12 protein-coding genes are annotated in these 14,547 nt (G+C 59.7%); 8 read left to right on the top strand and 4 right to left on the bottom strand.

Annotated features, from left to right (window positions below):
- Positions 1 to 365: 365 nt before the first annotated feature.
- The 5 genes from ACYF6X_RS03820 (at position 366) to yejF (ending at position 7,585) form a co-directional block, all read left to right on the top strand.
- Positions 366 to 1,952, top strand: coding sequence for a cyclic di-GMP phosphodiesterase (locus tag ACYF6X_RS03820; protein ID WP_130018052.1), 1,587 nt, complete (start codon positions 366 to 368; stop codon positions 1,950 to 1,952).
- Between the two features lie 89 nt (positions 1,953 to 2,041).
- Positions 2,042 to 3,850 carry an extracellular solute-binding protein gene (locus ACYF6X_RS03815; protein ID WP_130018053.1) on the top strand — a complete coding sequence of 603 codons (1,809 nt, stop codon included), beginning with the start codon at positions 2,042 to 2,044 and terminating at the stop codon, positions 3,848 to 3,850.
- 9 nt (positions 3,851 to 3,859) lie between these two features.
- Positions 3,860 to 4,951 (top strand): microcin C ABC transporter permease YejB, encoded by a 1,092-nt coding sequence (locus ACYF6X_RS03810; RefSeq protein ID WP_060420179.1) that lies wholly within the window; start codon positions 3,860 to 3,862, stop codon positions 4,949 to 4,951.
- The gene (locus ACYF6X_RS03805; protein WP_107226568.1) at positions 4,948 to 5,973 is read left to right on the top strand and encodes an ABC transporter permease; all 1,026 of its coding nucleotides are present in this window, start codon (positions 4,948 to 4,950) and stop codon (positions 5,971 to 5,973) included. Before ACYF6X_RS03810 ends, ACYF6X_RS03805 begins: the two co-directional genes overlap by 4 nt.
- A gap of 1 nt (position 5,974) precedes the next feature.
- Complete coding sequence (gene yejF, locus ACYF6X_RS03800) at positions 5,975 to 7,585, top strand: microcin C ABC transporter ATP-binding protein YejF (protein WP_130018054.1); 1,611 nt, start codon at positions 5,975 to 5,977, stop codon at positions 7,583 to 7,585.
- An 8-nt stretch (positions 7,586 to 7,593) separates the two neighbouring features.
- Here yejF and ACYF6X_RS03795 read toward each other — a convergent pair whose 3' ends face one another.
- The 3 genes from ACYF6X_RS03795 to rsuA all read right to left on the bottom strand — a co-directional run bounded on the left by ACYF6X_RS03795 (position 7,594) and on the right by rsuA (position 10,484).
- Positions 7,594 to 7,938: a YejG family protein gene (locus ACYF6X_RS03795; protein ID WP_130018055.1), complete on the bottom strand. Its 345-nt coding sequence runs from the start codon at positions 7,936 to 7,938 to the stop codon at positions 7,594 to 7,596.
- A gap of 594 nt (positions 7,939 to 8,532) precedes the next feature.
- Complete coding sequence (locus ACYF6X_RS03790; protein ID WP_063988776.1) at positions 8,533 to 9,729, bottom strand: Bcr/CflA family multidrug efflux MFS transporter; 1,197 nt, start codon at positions 9,727 to 9,729, stop codon at positions 8,533 to 8,535.
- A gap of 41 nt (positions 9,730 to 9,770) precedes the next feature.
- The gene (rsuA, locus tag ACYF6X_RS03785) at positions 9,771 to 10,484 is read right to left on the bottom strand and encodes a 16S rRNA pseudouridine(516) synthase RsuA (protein WP_063988777.1); all 714 of its coding nucleotides are present in this window, start codon (positions 10,482 to 10,484) and stop codon (positions 9,771 to 9,773) included.
- Positions 10,485 to 10,802: 318 nt separating this feature from the next.
- On the opposite strand from rsuA, the gene ACYF6X_RS03780 reads away from it, so the two are divergent.
- Both ACYF6X_RS03780 and rplY read left to right on the top strand, forming a co-directional pair.
- Positions 10,803 to 12,560 carry a DEAD/DEAH box helicase gene (locus ACYF6X_RS03780; protein ID WP_130018056.1) on the top strand — a complete coding sequence of 586 codons (1,758 nt, stop codon included), beginning with the start codon at positions 10,803 to 10,805 and terminating at the stop codon, positions 12,558 to 12,560.
- A 162-nt stretch (positions 12,561 to 12,722) separates the two neighbouring features.
- Positions 12,723 to 13,007 carry a 50S ribosomal protein L25 gene (gene rplY, locus ACYF6X_RS03775; protein WP_019453645.1) on the top strand — a complete coding sequence of 95 codons (285 nt, stop codon included), beginning with the start codon at positions 12,723 to 12,725 and terminating at the stop codon, positions 13,005 to 13,007.
- A gap of 84 nt (positions 13,008 to 13,091) precedes the next feature.
- Here the strand turns inward: rplY and yejK are convergent, their stop codons facing one another.
- Positions 13,092 to 14,099, bottom strand: coding sequence for a nucleoid-associated protein YejK (yejK, locus tag ACYF6X_RS03770; protein ID WP_063988779.1), 1,008 nt, complete (start codon positions 14,097 to 14,099; stop codon positions 13,092 to 13,094).
- Positions 14,100 to 14,310: 211 nt separating this feature from the next.
- Here yejK and ACYF6X_RS03765 point away from each other — a divergent pair, with 211 nt between their 5' ends.
- Positions 14,311 to 14,538: a YejL family protein gene (locus ACYF6X_RS03765; RefSeq protein WP_004935782.1), complete on the top strand. Its 228-nt coding sequence runs from the start codon at positions 14,311 to 14,313 to the stop codon at positions 14,536 to 14,538.
- Positions 14,539 to 14,547: the final 9 nt, after the last annotated feature.

Below are 14,547 nucleotides of genomic sequence, written 5' to 3'. Positions count from 1 at the left end.
CGCCTACGGGTGGCGTTTTTTTTGGCTGTCGAACGGGTATCATCAAGATTGATCCCGGCCTTATCGCCCCCTTTCCCCGCTTTACGCCGCCGCACGCCATTATTTTGATAAACTGTCGGCAGGAAATCGCACCGTCGAGGAAAAACTCGCCTATTATCGTCAAATGACGACAACGACGCCCCGGCGTTATTTAAAACGTTTCCGCTTAAAATAGGCGCATTATATTTCTGTCGGCGACGCCGCATATTTAAACGGCGCCGCCGGTTGGTACGGGATAAAAAGGCAAAAATGAAAAAAAAGCCGTTGGCACAATCCATTGACTGGCTGCGCGACACCCCTAACGCCCTGTTGCAGAGGACTCGGTTATGGGCTTGAAAAGAGCTTTCGCCCGCAGCGTGTCTCACCGACAGCGCAGCCTGGCTAAAAGCGGCGTCGCCGCCCTAGTATTTTTTACGCTCTTCACTGCGGTCACGCTTTCTTTGATCAACCACCAGCGCACGCAATACCAACATAAAGTCGAAGCGCGCACGCAAAAGTTCACGCTGGGTTATATCTCGCACCTGACGGCGGTGATGCAGCAAATGATGCCGCTGCTGGACAAGCCTTGCCTCTCCAGCCAGTCGGACATTACCTACCAGGCGGCCTTTACCAGCGGCGTGCGCACCTTCCTGTTGGTCAAGGACGGCTACGCCTATTGCTCCTCCGCCACGGGCGACATGATGTTGCCGATGAAAAATCTCTACCAGGACATCGACTGGGATCTGCCTCTGGATCTCAAGCTGCAGCAGGGCACGCCGATCGTACCGAACAAACCGGCGGTTGCGGTTTGGCTGCGGCATCCCAGCGAAACGGCCACCGGCATCCTCGCTACGCTGGACATCGATCTGATGCCCTACCTGCTGTTCACCTCGCACGACGAACAGGCGCCGGGCATCGCCATCGTGATGGGCAACCGCGCGCTGACCACTTTCAGCCCGAACCTGATGCCGGTCGATCAGCTGCCGAAGGGCAAGGCGGATACCCTGACGCTGCCCAATCTGCCGCTGACCATCCTGTTCTACAACGAGAAACTGACCCCCAACGACATTCGCCTGACGCTGCTGGGCAGCCTGGTGCTGTCATTGATGATCGGCGTACTCTGCTACTACATGCTGCTGCTGCGGCAAAGCCCGGAACGCGCGCTGTTGCGTGGCATCAAGCGCAACGAGTTCTTTATCGAATACCAGCCGGTGTTCCATACCGACAGCAACAGCATCGGTGGGCTGGAAGCGCTGATTCGCTGGCAGCATCCGATCGAGGGCCGCATTCCACCCGATGTCTTTATCCCCTATGCCGAAAGCAACGGGCTGATCGTGCCGCTTACCCGCCACCTGTTCAGGCTGATCGCCGAAGATGTGCCGCAGCTCGCCAAAGCGCTGCCACGCGGAGGCAAGGTCGGCCTCAACATCTCCCCCGCCCATCTTAGCGCACCGTCGTTCCACCAGGACGTGTATGAACTGTTGACGCAGCTGCCGGGCGATTACTTTACGCTGGTGTTTGAAATCACCGAACGCGGCATGGTGGAAGAAGAGAGCGCGCTGGCGGAATTTGACTGGCTGCACAAGCAGGGCATCGAGATCGCGGTGGACGATTTTGGCACCGGGCACAGCGCGTTGATCTATCTTGAGCGCTTCACCATGGATTATCTGAAGATTGATCGTGGCTTCGTCAACACCATCGGCCAAGACACGGTCACCGCGCCGGTGCTGGATGCGGTGATCTCGCTGGCGAAAAAGCTGAAAATGCTGACGGTGGCCGAAGGCGTGGAAACTGCCGAGCAGATGCAGTTCTTGCAAGAACACGGCGTCAACTTCATGCAGGGGTACTACTTCAGCAAACCGCTGAGTATCGACAATTTCGTCGCTTACTGCAATGCTCATCAGGTCTTTGATTATCAGGAAAAAAATAGTTAGTCTTTAAGCATCTTTACCCTGCGCCCGCCCGAAGAATGTTATGCTGGGCGCAGGTTGTACCTTATTTCACAGCAGGAGCTTACCGTCTGATGTCCGTGCGCATTTTCGCTGCTCTGGTGCTCTCGGCACTGAGCTTCGGTCTGCAGGCCGAAGCCCTTAACGAAAGCTACGCTTTCGCCCTTCTCGGTGAACCGAAATACGCCACCGACTTCAGCCATTTCGACTACGTCAACCCGGCGGCGCCCAAGGGCGGCGACGTGCGGCTGGCGGCCATCGGCACCTACGACAACTTCAACCGCTTCGCCACCCGCGGCGTGCCCGGCGAACGTACGATGGAACTGTACGATACGCTGTTCACCAACTCCGACGACGAACCCGGCAGCTATTACCCGCTGATTGCCGAATCGGCCCGCTTCCCGGCCGACATGCGCTGGATGGAGTTGGATATCAACGCCCGCGCCCGCTTCCAGGACGGCAGCCCGATCACCGCCCCCGATGTGGCCTTTACCTTCAATAAATTCATGACCGAAGGCGTACCGCAGTTTCGCTCCTATTACAAAGGCGTCACGGTCAAGGCCATTTCCCGGCTGACGGTGCGCATCGAGCTGCCTAAAGCCAACCGTGAGCAAATCCTCAGCCTGCTCAGCCTGCGCGTATTGCCGGAAAGCTTCTGGAAAAACCATAAGCTCAACGAACCCCTCAGTACCCCGCCGCTCGCCAGCGGTCCGTATAAAATCGGCGATTACCGCCTCGGCCAGTACATCACCTACCGGCGAGTGCGCGACTACTGGGCCGCCAACCTGCCGGTGAACCGCGGCCGCTACAACTTCGACAGCATTCGCTACGATTATTATCTGGACGATAAAGTATCGCTGGAAGCCTTCAAGGCCGGCGCTTACGATTTCCGCATCGAGCCATCGCCTAAAAGCTGGGCCACCCAGTATCAGGGCGGCAACTTCGCGCGCAACTACATCATCAAGCAGGACGAGACCAACCAGGCGGCGCAGAATACCCGCTGGCTGGCGTTCAACCTGCAAAAACCGCTGTTTGCCGATCGCCGGGTACGGGAAGCAATCGGCCTGGCTTTCGATTTTAACTGGATGAACAAGGCGCTGTATTACAACGCCTATCAGCGCGCCGACAGCTATTTCCAAAACACCGCCTACGCCGCCCGCGGCTACCCGGACGCCGCTGAATTGGCCTTGCTGGCGCCGCTCAAAGGCCAGATACCGCCGGAGGTGTTTACCAGCATCTATCAGCCGCCCTCCTCCGACGGCAGCGGCAACGATCGGCAAAACCTGCTGAAAGCGACCCAACTGCTGAAAGAAGCCGGTTGGGTGGTCAAGAATCAAAAGCTGGTCAACGCCAAAACCGGCCAGCCGTTCACCTTCGAACTGATGCTGCTGAGCGGCAGCAACTTCCAGTACGTATTACCCTTCCGCCACAACCTGCAGCGGCTGGGCATCGAGATGCAAATTCGCGAGGTCGACGCCTCGCAGTACACCCGTCGCATGCGCGAGCGCGATTTCGACATGATGTCGACGGTGTACATGGCGATGCCGTTCCCCAGCGCCGATCTGCAAATCCTGTGGGATTCACAGTACATCGATTCCAGCTACAACACGGCCGGCGTCAAAGATCCGGCGGTCGACAGCCTGGTCAGGCAGATCGCCGCCCATCAGGGCGACGAAAAAGCCCTGCTGCCGCTCGGCCGCGCGCTGGACCGGGTGCTGACCTGGAACAACTACATGCTGCCGATGTGGTACTCCAACCACGATCGCTACGCCTATTGGGACAAGTTCTCCACGCCGCCGATCCGCCCGGCCTATGCGATCGGCTTCGACAACTGGTGGTACGACGTCAACAAGGCGGCGCGTTTACCGGCTCAACGGCAATAAGGAGTCGGAATGGCGGCCTATCTGATACGCAGACTGTTATTGGTGATCCCCACGCTATGGGCGATCATCACCATCAACTTTTTTATCGTGCAAATTGCGCCCGGCGGCCCGGTCGATCAGGCCATCGCCGCCATTGAGCTGGGGCATGGCAGCGGTTTTGGCAGCGGTGGCGCAGGTGAAGGCCTGGGCCATGCCCGGGCGGGCATCGCGGCTGGCGACGGCCAATACCGCGGTTCGCGAGGCCTGGATCCGGAGGTGATCGCCGAGATCACCCAACGTTACGGCTTCGACAAACCGCTGCACGAACGCTACTTCACCATGTTGTGGAACTATATGCGCTTCGACTTCGGCGACAGCCTGTTTCGCGGCGCCTCGGTGATGCAGCTGATCGGCCAGAGCCTGCCGGTCTCCATCACGCTGGGCCTTTGGAGCACGCTGATCATTTACCTGGTGTCGATCCCGCTCGGCATCCGCAAGGCCGTCCACAACGGCAGCGCGTTCGATACCTGGAGCAGCACGCTGATCATCATCGGCTACGCCATTCCGGCTTTCCTGTTCGCCATCCTGATGATCGTGCTGTTCGCCGGCGGCAGCTACCTCGACTGGTTCCCGCTGCGCGGCCTGGTGTCCAGCAACTTCGACACCCTCTCGTGGCCGGCGAAGATCGCCGACTACCTGTGGCACATCACGTTGCCGGTGCTGGCGACGGTGATCGGCGGCTTCGCCACCCTGACCATGCTGACCAAAAACTCATTCCTCGACGAGATCCGCAAGCAGTACGTCACCACCGCCCGTGCCAAAGGGCTGGATGAGAAAAAAATCCTCTACCGCCACGTGTTCCGCAACGCTATGCTGCTGGTGATCGCCGGTTTTCCGGCCACCTTTATCAGCATGTTCTTCACCGGCTCGCTGCTGATAGAAGTCATGTTCTCGCTCAACGGCCTGGGGCTGCTGGGCTACGACGCCACGCTGCAGCGCGACTACCCGGTGATGTTCGGCACGCTGTATATCTTCACCCTGATCGGCCTGCTGTTGAATATCCTCAGCGATATCACCTACACCCTGGTCGATCCGCGCATTGACTTCGAGGCCCGCCAATGAGCCGCCTTAGCCCGATCAACCAGGCGCGCTGGGCGCGTTTTCGTCGCAACCGCCGCGGCTACTGGTCGCTGTGGATTTTTTTGGTGTTGTTCACCCTGAGCCTGGCCGCCGATCTGATCGCCAACGACAAACCGCTGTTGGTGCGTTATGAAGGCCGGCTGTACCTGCCCTTTATGATTAACTACAGCGAAACCGCCTTTGGCGGCGAGCTGAACACCGAAGCCGACTATCAGGATCCGTTCGTACAGCGGCAGATCGAACGACACGGCTGGGCGCTTTGGGCGCCGATCCGCTTCAGTTACGACACCATCAACTTCGCCACCGAGGTGCCCTTCCCCTCGCCGCCTTCGCGTCACAACCTGCTGGGCACCGACAGCAACGGCGGCGACGTGCTCGCTCGTGTTCTGTACGGCTTTCGCATCTCGATGCTGTTCGGCCTGGCGCTGACGCTGTTTTCCAGCCTGATCGGCGTGTGCGTCGGCGCGACGCAAGGGTATTACGGCGGGCGTTTCGATCTGTGGGGGCAGCGCTTTATCGAAGTGTGGTCGGGCATGCCGACGCTGTTTCTGATCATTCTGCTGTCGAGCATCGTCCAGCCCAATTTCTGGTGGCTGCTCGGCATCACCATCCTGTTCGGCTGGATGAGCCTGGTGGGCGTGGTGCGCGCCGAATTCCTGCGCACCCGCAATTTTGACTACATCCGCGCCGCACGCGCCATGGGCGTGCCGGATCGGGTGATTATGTCCCGCCATATGCTGCCCAACGCCATGGTGGCGACGCTGACCTTCCTGCCGTTTATCCTTTGCGGCTCGATCACCACCCTGACGTCGCTCGATTTCCTCGGTTTCGGTCTGCCGATAGGCTCGCCATCGCTCGGCGAATTGCTGCTGCAAGGCAAAAACAATCTGCAGGCGCCGTGGCTCGGCATCACCGCCTTCCTGGTCTTGGCGGTGCTGCTGTCGTTATTAATCTTTATCGGCGAAGCGGTGCGCGACGCCTTTGACCCCAGCAAGGCGCATTGATATGGCCACTCCTTTGCTCGCTATTCAGGATCTCAGCATTGCCTTCCGTCAGGGCGACACCGTCACGCCGGTGGTCAACGAACTCTCGCTGCAAATCGCGCCGGCGGAAACGCTGGCGCTGGTAGGGGAATCCGGCTCCGGCAAAAGCGTCACCGCCCTGTCGATACTGCGCCTGCTGCCCGCGCCGCCGGTGGTTTACCCTGCCGGCGATATCCTGTTCAACGGCGACTCGTTGCTGCATGCGCCGGAAGCGGCGCTGCGCAAGGTGCGCGGCAATCAGATCGCGATGATCTTTCAGGAACCGATGGTGTCGCTTAACCCGCTGCACACCATCGAAAAACAGCTCGCAGAAGTGCTGATGCTGCACCGCGGCCTGCGGCGCGAAGCCGCGCGTGCAGAGATCGTCGAATGCCTGGAGCGCGTCGGCATCCGTCAGGCCAAAAGCCGGCTGCAGGATTACCCGCATCAGCTGTCCGGCGGCGAACGCCAGCGGGTAATGATCGCCATGGCGGTGCTGACCCGTCCGAAACTGCTGATCGCCGACGAACCCACCACCGCGCTCGACGTCACTATCCAGGCACAGATCCTGACGCTGCTGCAAGAATTGAAACAAGAGATGGACATGGGTCTGCTGTTCATCACCCACAACCTGAATATCGTGCGCCGCCTGGCGGACAACGTGGCGGTGATGCGCCAAGGGCGCTGCGTGGAGCAAAACGGCCGCGCGCAGCTGTTCAGCCGGCCGCAGCATCCCTACACGCAGCAGTTGCTGGCCGCCGAGGACGTCGGTGAACCGCTGCCGCTGCCTGCCGCCGCCAACGAGCGCCCCGGCGACGAGCGGCCGCTGCTCAAGGTGGAGAATCTGCAGGTGCGCTTCCCCATTCGCCGCGGCCTGCTGCGCCGCACGGTGGATTATCACTATGCATTGAAATCATTGAGTTTCGAGCTGCGCGCCGGGGAAAGCGTGGGGCTGGTGGGGGAATCCGGCTCGGGAAAAAGCACCACCGGGCTGGCGCTGCTGCGCCTGCTGGCCTCGCAGGGCGACATCTGGTTCGACGGCGAACCGCTGCACCCGCTCACGATGAAGCAGATGCTGCCCTACCGCAGCCGGATGCAAATCGTCTTCCAGGATCCTTATTCCGCCCTGAACCCGCGCCTGAACGTACAGCAGATCATCGCCGAAGGGTTGGAAGTGCACCAGCGGCTTAGCGCCGAGCAGCGGGAACAGCGCGTGATCGAGGTATTGCAGGAAGTCGGCCTGGATCCGCAACTGCGCCATCGCTACCCCACCGAATTTTCCGGCGGGCAGCGCCAGCGTATCGCCATCGCGCGCGCGCTGATCCTGCAGCCACAGCTGCTGATCCTCGACGAGCCGACCTCTTCGCTGGATAAATCGGTGCAGGCGCAGATCCTGACGCTGCTGAAATCGCTGCAGCAACGTCACCGGTTGGCTTATCTGTTCATCAGCCATGACCTGCTGGTGGTGCGTTCGCTATGCCACCAGGTCATCGTGTTGCGACAGGGAGAAGTGGTTGAACAGGGAGACTGCCGGGCGATTTTCGCGGCGCCCGCCGCCGACTATACCCGTCAACTGCTGCAGTTGGCGGATTAGCGGCGAATTCAGAAAGGGTATTGTGCGCTCAGCGGTTCGGCGATCGCGGCGCCGACGTTTTTCAGGCGGCACATGGTGGCGCTCTCGTCGCTGCGCTGCACGAACAGGCAAGGCTCGCCTTCCCATTCGACGATCGCGCAGTCGACCTGAATCTCCTGCAGCGACAGATTGAGCTGTTGCATTACCTGCCAGGCCTCGGCCCCTTCATGGCTGAGTAACTTCAGCCCAATCAGGTTGTTATCTTCGTCTATTCCGCTAAACGGAATCGGTTCGACCTTCACGCCGGTGAAACCGGATAGCCAACGATAACTTTGCGGCAAGCGATGCACTACCGAAAGTTGGATACTCTCCACATGAAATCCCTATTTTGAAAAGGTGAAACACTTTTACCTGACAGGGTTACTAAGTTATAGCCGTTGACTCCCGACTCTGCCGCGCACAAATGTTATTTAAATGTAAATTTTGCCGCTAGCCATTAACCAGACCCCGTGCTTGCCGATGCCGTGCCATTTTTTGGCGCGCCGTGCGGTGTTATTTCACGGCATTTTGCGACTCAGCTCGCATTTTTGCGTTATATGTAACCCTTTCCTGCAGCGATCTCAACTCTTTTTTCTTGCAATGCAACTACTTTTCCGTCGCCATATTTTTACATTGAAGAAACATTTCACCCGCCGCGTTAGCGCCGATTTCCCTGCTAATGCCTTGATTTACATCAACCCTAACACAAACCACCCGCTGCGCTCAGCCGGCAGAACGCCGCGCCTCCCGGGGAATATTGGGCGGTGCGGCGGCGGGATTTTTTAACAAAAAGCACACAGAGGGGAAAACGGCCAATTAATTAGCTTGCGTGTATTTAGCAACAAAATTTCCATTGCCAGTTGCACCCTGAAATGGCAGGGCGCAACCCCATGACGATGCGGGGTGACACGCCCCGCATCGGGAGTACGTCAGGCTGCGCGATCGCGCGGCCGGCTGGCGTAAACATAGAACAGCACCGCCACGATGCTGCACAGCGCCATCGAGGTGACCATTGGCCAGGCGCTTTTGCCCGGTGCCATCGACAGTACCGCCCCCACCAGCGCGCCGATGCTGAAGCGCAACGTGCCGGCCAGAGAAGATGCGGTGCCCGCCATATGCGGGAAGTCATCCAGGATCACCGCCATGGCGTTGGAAGAGATCATCGCGATGCACCCCAGATAGACCGCAACGCCGATCACCAGCGCCCAGAAGCCCAAGCCGACGGCGCTCACCGCCACCAGCCACAACCCCATCGCCAGCTGTACCAACAGCCCCAGCTTGAACATCTTGACCGCGCCGAACCGCCGCACGTTGCGGCTGTTGATCAGCGTCGTCAGGAACAGGAAGACGATGTTCAGCGCAAAATAGTAGCCGAAATGCTGCGGCGAAACGTGGTTCAGTTCGATGTAGACGAACGGCCCGGCGCTGAGGAACGAGAACATGCCCGCAAACGAGAAGGCGCTGGCCAGCATGTAGCTCAGCACCCGTTTGTGGCGGAACAGCGAACCGAAGTTGCCCAGCGTGGTGCGCAGGTGGAACCGTTGTCGCCGCTCTTTCGGCAGCGTCTCCTTGATGAACAGGGCCACCAGCAGTGAACCGATCAGCGCCGCGGCGCCCATGGTCCAGAAGATGGCGTGCCAGCTGAACCACAGCAACAGCGCACCGCCGATCATCGGCGCCAGCAGCGGCGCAATGGTCATCACCAGAATGACGAACGACATCATGCGCGAGAACTCATCCTTGGTGAACATATCGCGCATCAGGGCGTTGATCACCACGCTGGCGGCGGCGGCGGCCAAACCGTGCAGGAAACGCAGCCCGATCAGCTGATCGATCGACTGCGCCATGGCACAGGCGCAGCCGGCGATGGCGAAGATCAGCGTACCCCACAGTATCACCGGCTTGCGGCCGATGCTGTCCGACATCGGCCCATAGAACAGTTGCCCGAAGGCAAAGCCGAGCATATAGGCGCTGAGCGTCATCTGCACGCTGCCGGACTCGACGCCAAACTGGGCGGCGATCACCGGCATACTGGGCAAGTACATGTCGATGGCCAACGGCATCAACATGGACAACAGGCCCAGAATGAAAATCAAACCGAGATGAGAGGTTCGGTTCTGTTGCACGTTCCACGACTCCTTAATCGGCCGCAATCGATGATCGGTTATCAGTCCTGCAGGTGCGGCGCGCCCACGCTGGCGATCTCTTCTTCGGTCAGTGGGCGGTATTCGCCCGGCGCCAGATCGTCATCCAGCACGATGGCGCCGATGCGCTCGCGGTGCAACTCGATCACCCGGTTGCCGACGGCAGCGAACATCCGCTTCACCTGGTGGTAGCGCCCTTCGCTGAGAGTCAGGCGCACCACGTGCTCGTCGACCTGTTCCAGCGTCGCCGGCCGCGTCAGGTCTTTCTCGTTGTGCAGTTGCACCCCTTCGGCGAAACGCTGCGCGGTGTCTTCCGCCAGCGGGTGCTCCAGCGTCACCAGATAGGTTTTCTCGCAGTGGTGGCGCGGCGACGTGACGCGGTGCGACCACTGGCCGTCGTCGGTCATCAACACCAGCCCGGTGGTGTCGATATCCAGCCGCCCGGCGGCGTGCAGCTTGTACGCGACCGGCTCATCGAGAAAATACAGCACCGTCGGATGATCGGGATCGTCGGTGGAGCAGACGTAACCCTGAGGTTTATTGAGCATGAAATAGCGCGGGCCGTTCTGCTGCTGCAGCGGATTGCCGTCGAACGCTACTTCTTGCTCCGGGGTCAGTTTGATCGCCCCGCTCTTCACTACCTCACCGTCCACGGTGACGCGTTTAGCCCGAAGTTCGCGCGCGACCAGCGCACGGCTGATGCCTAACTGCTGAGATAAAAACTTGTCCAATCGCATGGGATCTGCTTTGCCTGTCGTTGTTATGATCGCATTGATCGTATTGCCAAAATATGACGCCCGCCGTTGCACCGGGTGCAAATGGCAGGCTCAGGGGGGAAATCGCGTGGGGGCACAGCGATTGCTGTCACACGAGTATAGCGGCACAACGCGTTGCCCGACAGGGGTAATTTTCACGCTTCTCGCACCGCGCGCGCGCAGAAGGCATAATAATAGAAATTTTTCGGCCGCCCGGCGCGTAAAATGTCACGGTTTCTGTGGGAACAGCGGTGACAAAACCGCGTCCCGACGGCCCATCTCAACCCACGGCGTTCATTTATGGCCTTTATCCTACGCCCCTACCAACTGGAAGCGGTCGAAGCCACCATCAATCATTTCCGGCGGCATCCCGAACCGGCGCTGATCGTGCTGCCGACCGGCGCCGGCAAAAGCCTGGTGATCGCCGAGCTGGCGAAGCGCGCCCGCGGGCGGGTGCTGGTACTGGCGCACGTCAAGGAACTGGTGGCGCAAAACCACGCCAAATACTGCGCCTACGGCCTGGAAGCGGATATCTTCGCCGCCGGCCTGCAACAAAAAGAGAGCGCCGGTAAGGTGGTATTCGGCAGCGTGCAGTCGGTGGCGCGCAACCTGCCGCTGTTCGACGGCGCTTTCTCGCTGTTGATCGTCGATGAATGCCACCGCATCAGCGACGACGACGACAGCCAGTACCAGCAAATCATCCAGCATTTGCAGAAAACCAACCCGCAGCTGCGGCTGCTGGGGCTGACCGCCACGCCCTACCGCCTGGGCAAGGGTTGGATTTACCAGTATCACTACCACGGCTTCACCCGCGGCGACGGCACCAGCCTGTTTCGCGACTGCATCTACGAGCTGCCGCTGCGCTATATGATTAAGAACGGCTTCCTGGTACCGCCGGAGCGGCTGGATATGCCGATCGTGCAGTACGATTTCAGCCGGCTGGAAGCCAGAAGCAACGGCCTGTTCAGCGAAGCGGATCTGAACCGCGAACTGAAGCGGCAAAACCGCGTCACGCCGCACATCATCAGCCAGATTGTGGAGTACGCCGAAGACCGCAAAGGGGTGATGATCTTCGCCGCCACCGTCGAGCACGCCCGCGAGATCCACGGCCTGCTGCCGAACGGCGAGGCCGCGCTGGTCAGCGCCGAAACGCCGCCCGCCGAGCGCGATGCGCTGATCGAGGCGTTCAAACAGCAGCAGCTGCGCTATCTGGTCAACGTCGCGGTGTTGACCACCGGCTTCGACGCGCCGCACGTCGATCTGATCGCGATCCTGCGCCCGACCGAGTCCGTCAGCCTGTATCAGCAGATCGTCGGCCGCGGGCTACGGCTGGCGCCCGGCAAGGAGGATTGCCTGATCCTCGACTACGCCGGCAACCCGCACGACTTGTTCACGCCGGAGGTCGGCGTCAGCAAGCCGCACGGCGACAGCCAACCGGTGCAGGTGTTCTGCCCAGCCTGCGGCTTCGCCAACCTGTTCTGGGGCAAGTGCACCGAGACTGGCGACATCATCGAGCACTACGGCCGCCGCTGTCAGGGCTGGCTGGAGGACGACGACGGCCACCGCGAGCAGTGCGACTACCGCTTCCGGTTCAAGAGCTGCCCGCACTGCGGCGCGGAGAACGATATCGCCGCGCGCCGCTGCCATCAGTGCCAGGAAGTGCTGGTCGATCCCGACGACATGCTGAAGGCGGCACTGAAGCTGAAAGACGCGCTGGTGCTGCGCTGCGGCGGCATGGAACTGCAGAGCGGGCGCGACGACAAGGGCGAATGGCTGAGGGCCACTTATTACGACGAGGACGGCACCAGCACCAGCGAGCGTTTCCGCCTGCAGACGCCGGCGCAGCGCAAAGCGTTCGAAATGCTGTTCCTGCGCCCGCATCAGCGCGCGCCGGGCGTGCCGTTCGCCTGGCACACCGCCGCCGACGTGCTGGCGCAGCAGCAGGCGCTGCGCCATCCGGATTTCGTGGTGGCGCGCAAACGCGGGCAGTTCTGGCAGGTGCGCGAGAAAGTGTTCGATTATCAAGGCCGTTTCCGCCGCGCCAATCAATTGGCCTGAGCGAACTGTCCCCAACCTGGGCAGGTTTTCGTTGCCCTGCGGGCGGCTTTCCGTTAAAATGCCGCGCGCTTTACCTGGGCCTGCCCAGCGTTAAAGCGGGTTTCCGAACTTGCTACTTGGGTCGCCTGTAGCAGGGTAAATTTTCTTTTAAGAGAAAAAACAATGTTCACTATCAATGTAGAAGTACGTAAAGACCAGGGTAAAGGTGCGAGCCGCCGCCTGCGTGCAGCAAACAAATTCCCAGCTATCGTTTACGGTGGCAAAGAAGCTGCAGTTTCCATCGAATTGGACCATGATTCTGTTAAGAACATGGAAGCTAAACCAGAATTCTACAGCGAAGCAGTAACTCTGGTTATCGACGGTAAAGAAACCAAAGTTAAGGTTCAGGCTGTACAGCGTCACCCGTTCAAGCCAAAACTGGCTCACATCGACTTCGTTCGCGTTTAATCGCTACGATTTCGAACCTTTCGGGACGCCGAAATAAAGAACGCCGCAATTGCGGCGTTTTTTATTGTCTGCGATTCGGTACGCTTACTTGCCGCTGCCGGTCCGGCGCTGCAGCTGATCGCGCAGGTTCGGCGGCGTGCCTCTGATGGTCAGCGTGTCGGTGGCCGCATCCCAGAAAATACGCTCGCCCAGCAGCATGGCGTCAAAGTTCAGGCTGATGCCGCCGCCGCTGCCGGCAAATTTGGTTAGCTGGCGCAGCGTGCCGCGATCCGCCGGGAAGCTGTCTTCCAGCTCATACCCTTGCTCGCTGGAAAATTGCATGAAGTCTTTCTCGCCGACCGGCGACAACTCCTGCGACAGAGCCTGCAGTTCAATCTCTTCGCCCGCCTGCAGCTGTTCGTTGCAGTAGCTGTACACCTGCTGGCGCACCGACTGGCGTTCGTTCTTGTCCAGCTGCGCATCAGCGCAATAGTCGTCTACCGCCTGCAGCAGCCCGCGGTTTTGCGCCTTGGTGTCCAACCCTTCGGACGCCGCCAGGAAGTCCATGAAGAAGTCGGCGACCTTGCGGCCCACGCGCCCGCGCAGGAAGGTCAGGTAGCGGGTCGATTCCGGGTTGGTTTCCCATTCGGTCAGATCGATGCGCGCGACGATATCGGCGTTGTTGATGTCTAGATAGTGCGTGGTGTTGATATCCAGCTCTTCGTTGACGCGCATGCTGTTACGGCTGTTCAGCACCGCGATCAGCAGATACTCCACCGCCAGATAACGGTATTGACCAAACAGCACCACGCCGCCTTCAGCGAACGGATACTTCGCCAGTTCGTCGCGCAGGCGGCCGGTCGCCGCGCGGCTAAAGGCCAGAAAGTCCTTATCGTCCTTGCGGCAGGTGCGCAGCGCTTCCGCCAGCTCGCTGCCTTCGTTGAACAGGCCCAAGGCCTTGCTCTTGGCACTGTAGACGCGATGCAGTTCCGTCATCATTTCTTCCACCGCCGCGTTGGTGGGAAGCAAGGAATCGCGCAGCACCACGTCCAGCGTTTGCTCGTCGCGTTTCACCAACTGGTGCAGAGCGATCTGGTCGATATCCAGACTCATGGTAAATCCTCCTGTTCTTTAGGCGCGTATTCAAACACTGAAGGCCCCGCCCTGCAATACTAAAAAACCGCGGCAAACCGGAAAGGCGCAGCGAGGGCCCGCCCCGGCGCGGGCGAACAATTTCCCGAATGACAGGAAGTGATAAAAGAGCGGAAAATCACTGTCCTATACGGTAAGATAGGGCACTTTGCAGATTACTAAGCGCAATTTTATGCCACAATCATCCCGTTACAGTGACGAACACGTTGAACAACTGCTCTCAGAGCTGGTCAATGTTCTGGAAAAACACCATACCCCCACCGATCTTTCCCTGATGGTGCTGGGCAACATGGTCACTAATTTGATCAACACCAGCGTTGCTCCCGCGCAGCGGAAAACCCTGGCGAGATCGTTCGCGGAAGCCCTGCAGGCTTCTGTCCGTGAAGATAAAGCACATTAATATTGACTT

Source organism: Serratia sp. ID 25-353 (genome assembly GCF_054792795.1).
This window is presented reverse-complemented; position numbering and strand designations above follow the sequence as displayed.

What these genes read in the sequence shown, in the direction of transcription:
- ACYF6X_RS03820 (WP_130018052.1), top strand. Translation starts at nt 366, where the DNA reads ATGGGCTTGAAAAGAGCTTTCGCCCGCAGCGTGTCTCACCGACAGCGC.
- ACYF6X_RS03815 (WP_130018053.1), top strand. Translation starts at nt 2,042, where the DNA reads ATGTCCGTGCGCATTTTCGCTGCTCTGGTGCTCTCGGCACTGAGCTTC.
- ACYF6X_RS03810 (WP_060420179.1), top strand. Translation starts at nt 3,860, where the DNA reads ATGGCGGCCTATCTGATACGCAGACTGTTATTGGTGATCCCCACGCTA.
- ACYF6X_RS03805 (WP_107226568.1), top strand. Translation starts at nt 4,948, where the DNA reads ATGAGCCGCCTTAGCCCGATCAACCAGGCGCGCTGGGCGCGTTTTCGT.
- yejF (WP_130018054.1), top strand. Translation starts at nt 5,975, where the DNA reads ATGGCCACTCCTTTGCTCGCTATTCAGGATCTCAGCATTGCCTTCCGT.
- rsuA (WP_063988777.1), bottom strand. Translation starts at nt 10,484, where the DNA reads ATGCGATTGGACAAGTTTTTATCTCAGCAGTTAGGCATCAGCCGTGCG.
- ACYF6X_RS03780 (WP_130018056.1), top strand. Translation starts at nt 10,803, where the DNA reads ATGGCCTTTATCCTACGCCCCTACCAACTGGAAGCGGTCGAAGCCACC.
- rplY (WP_019453645.1), top strand. Translation starts at nt 12,723, where the DNA reads ATGTTCACTATCAATGTAGAAGTACGTAAAGACCAGGGTAAAGGTGCG.
- yejK (WP_063988779.1), bottom strand. Translation starts at nt 14,099, where the DNA reads ATGAGTCTGGATATCGACCAGATCGCTCTGCACCAGTTGGTGAAACGC.
- ACYF6X_RS03765 (WP_004935782.1), top strand. Translation starts at nt 14,311, where the DNA reads ATGCCACAATCATCCCGTTACAGTGACGAACACGTTGAACAACTGCTC.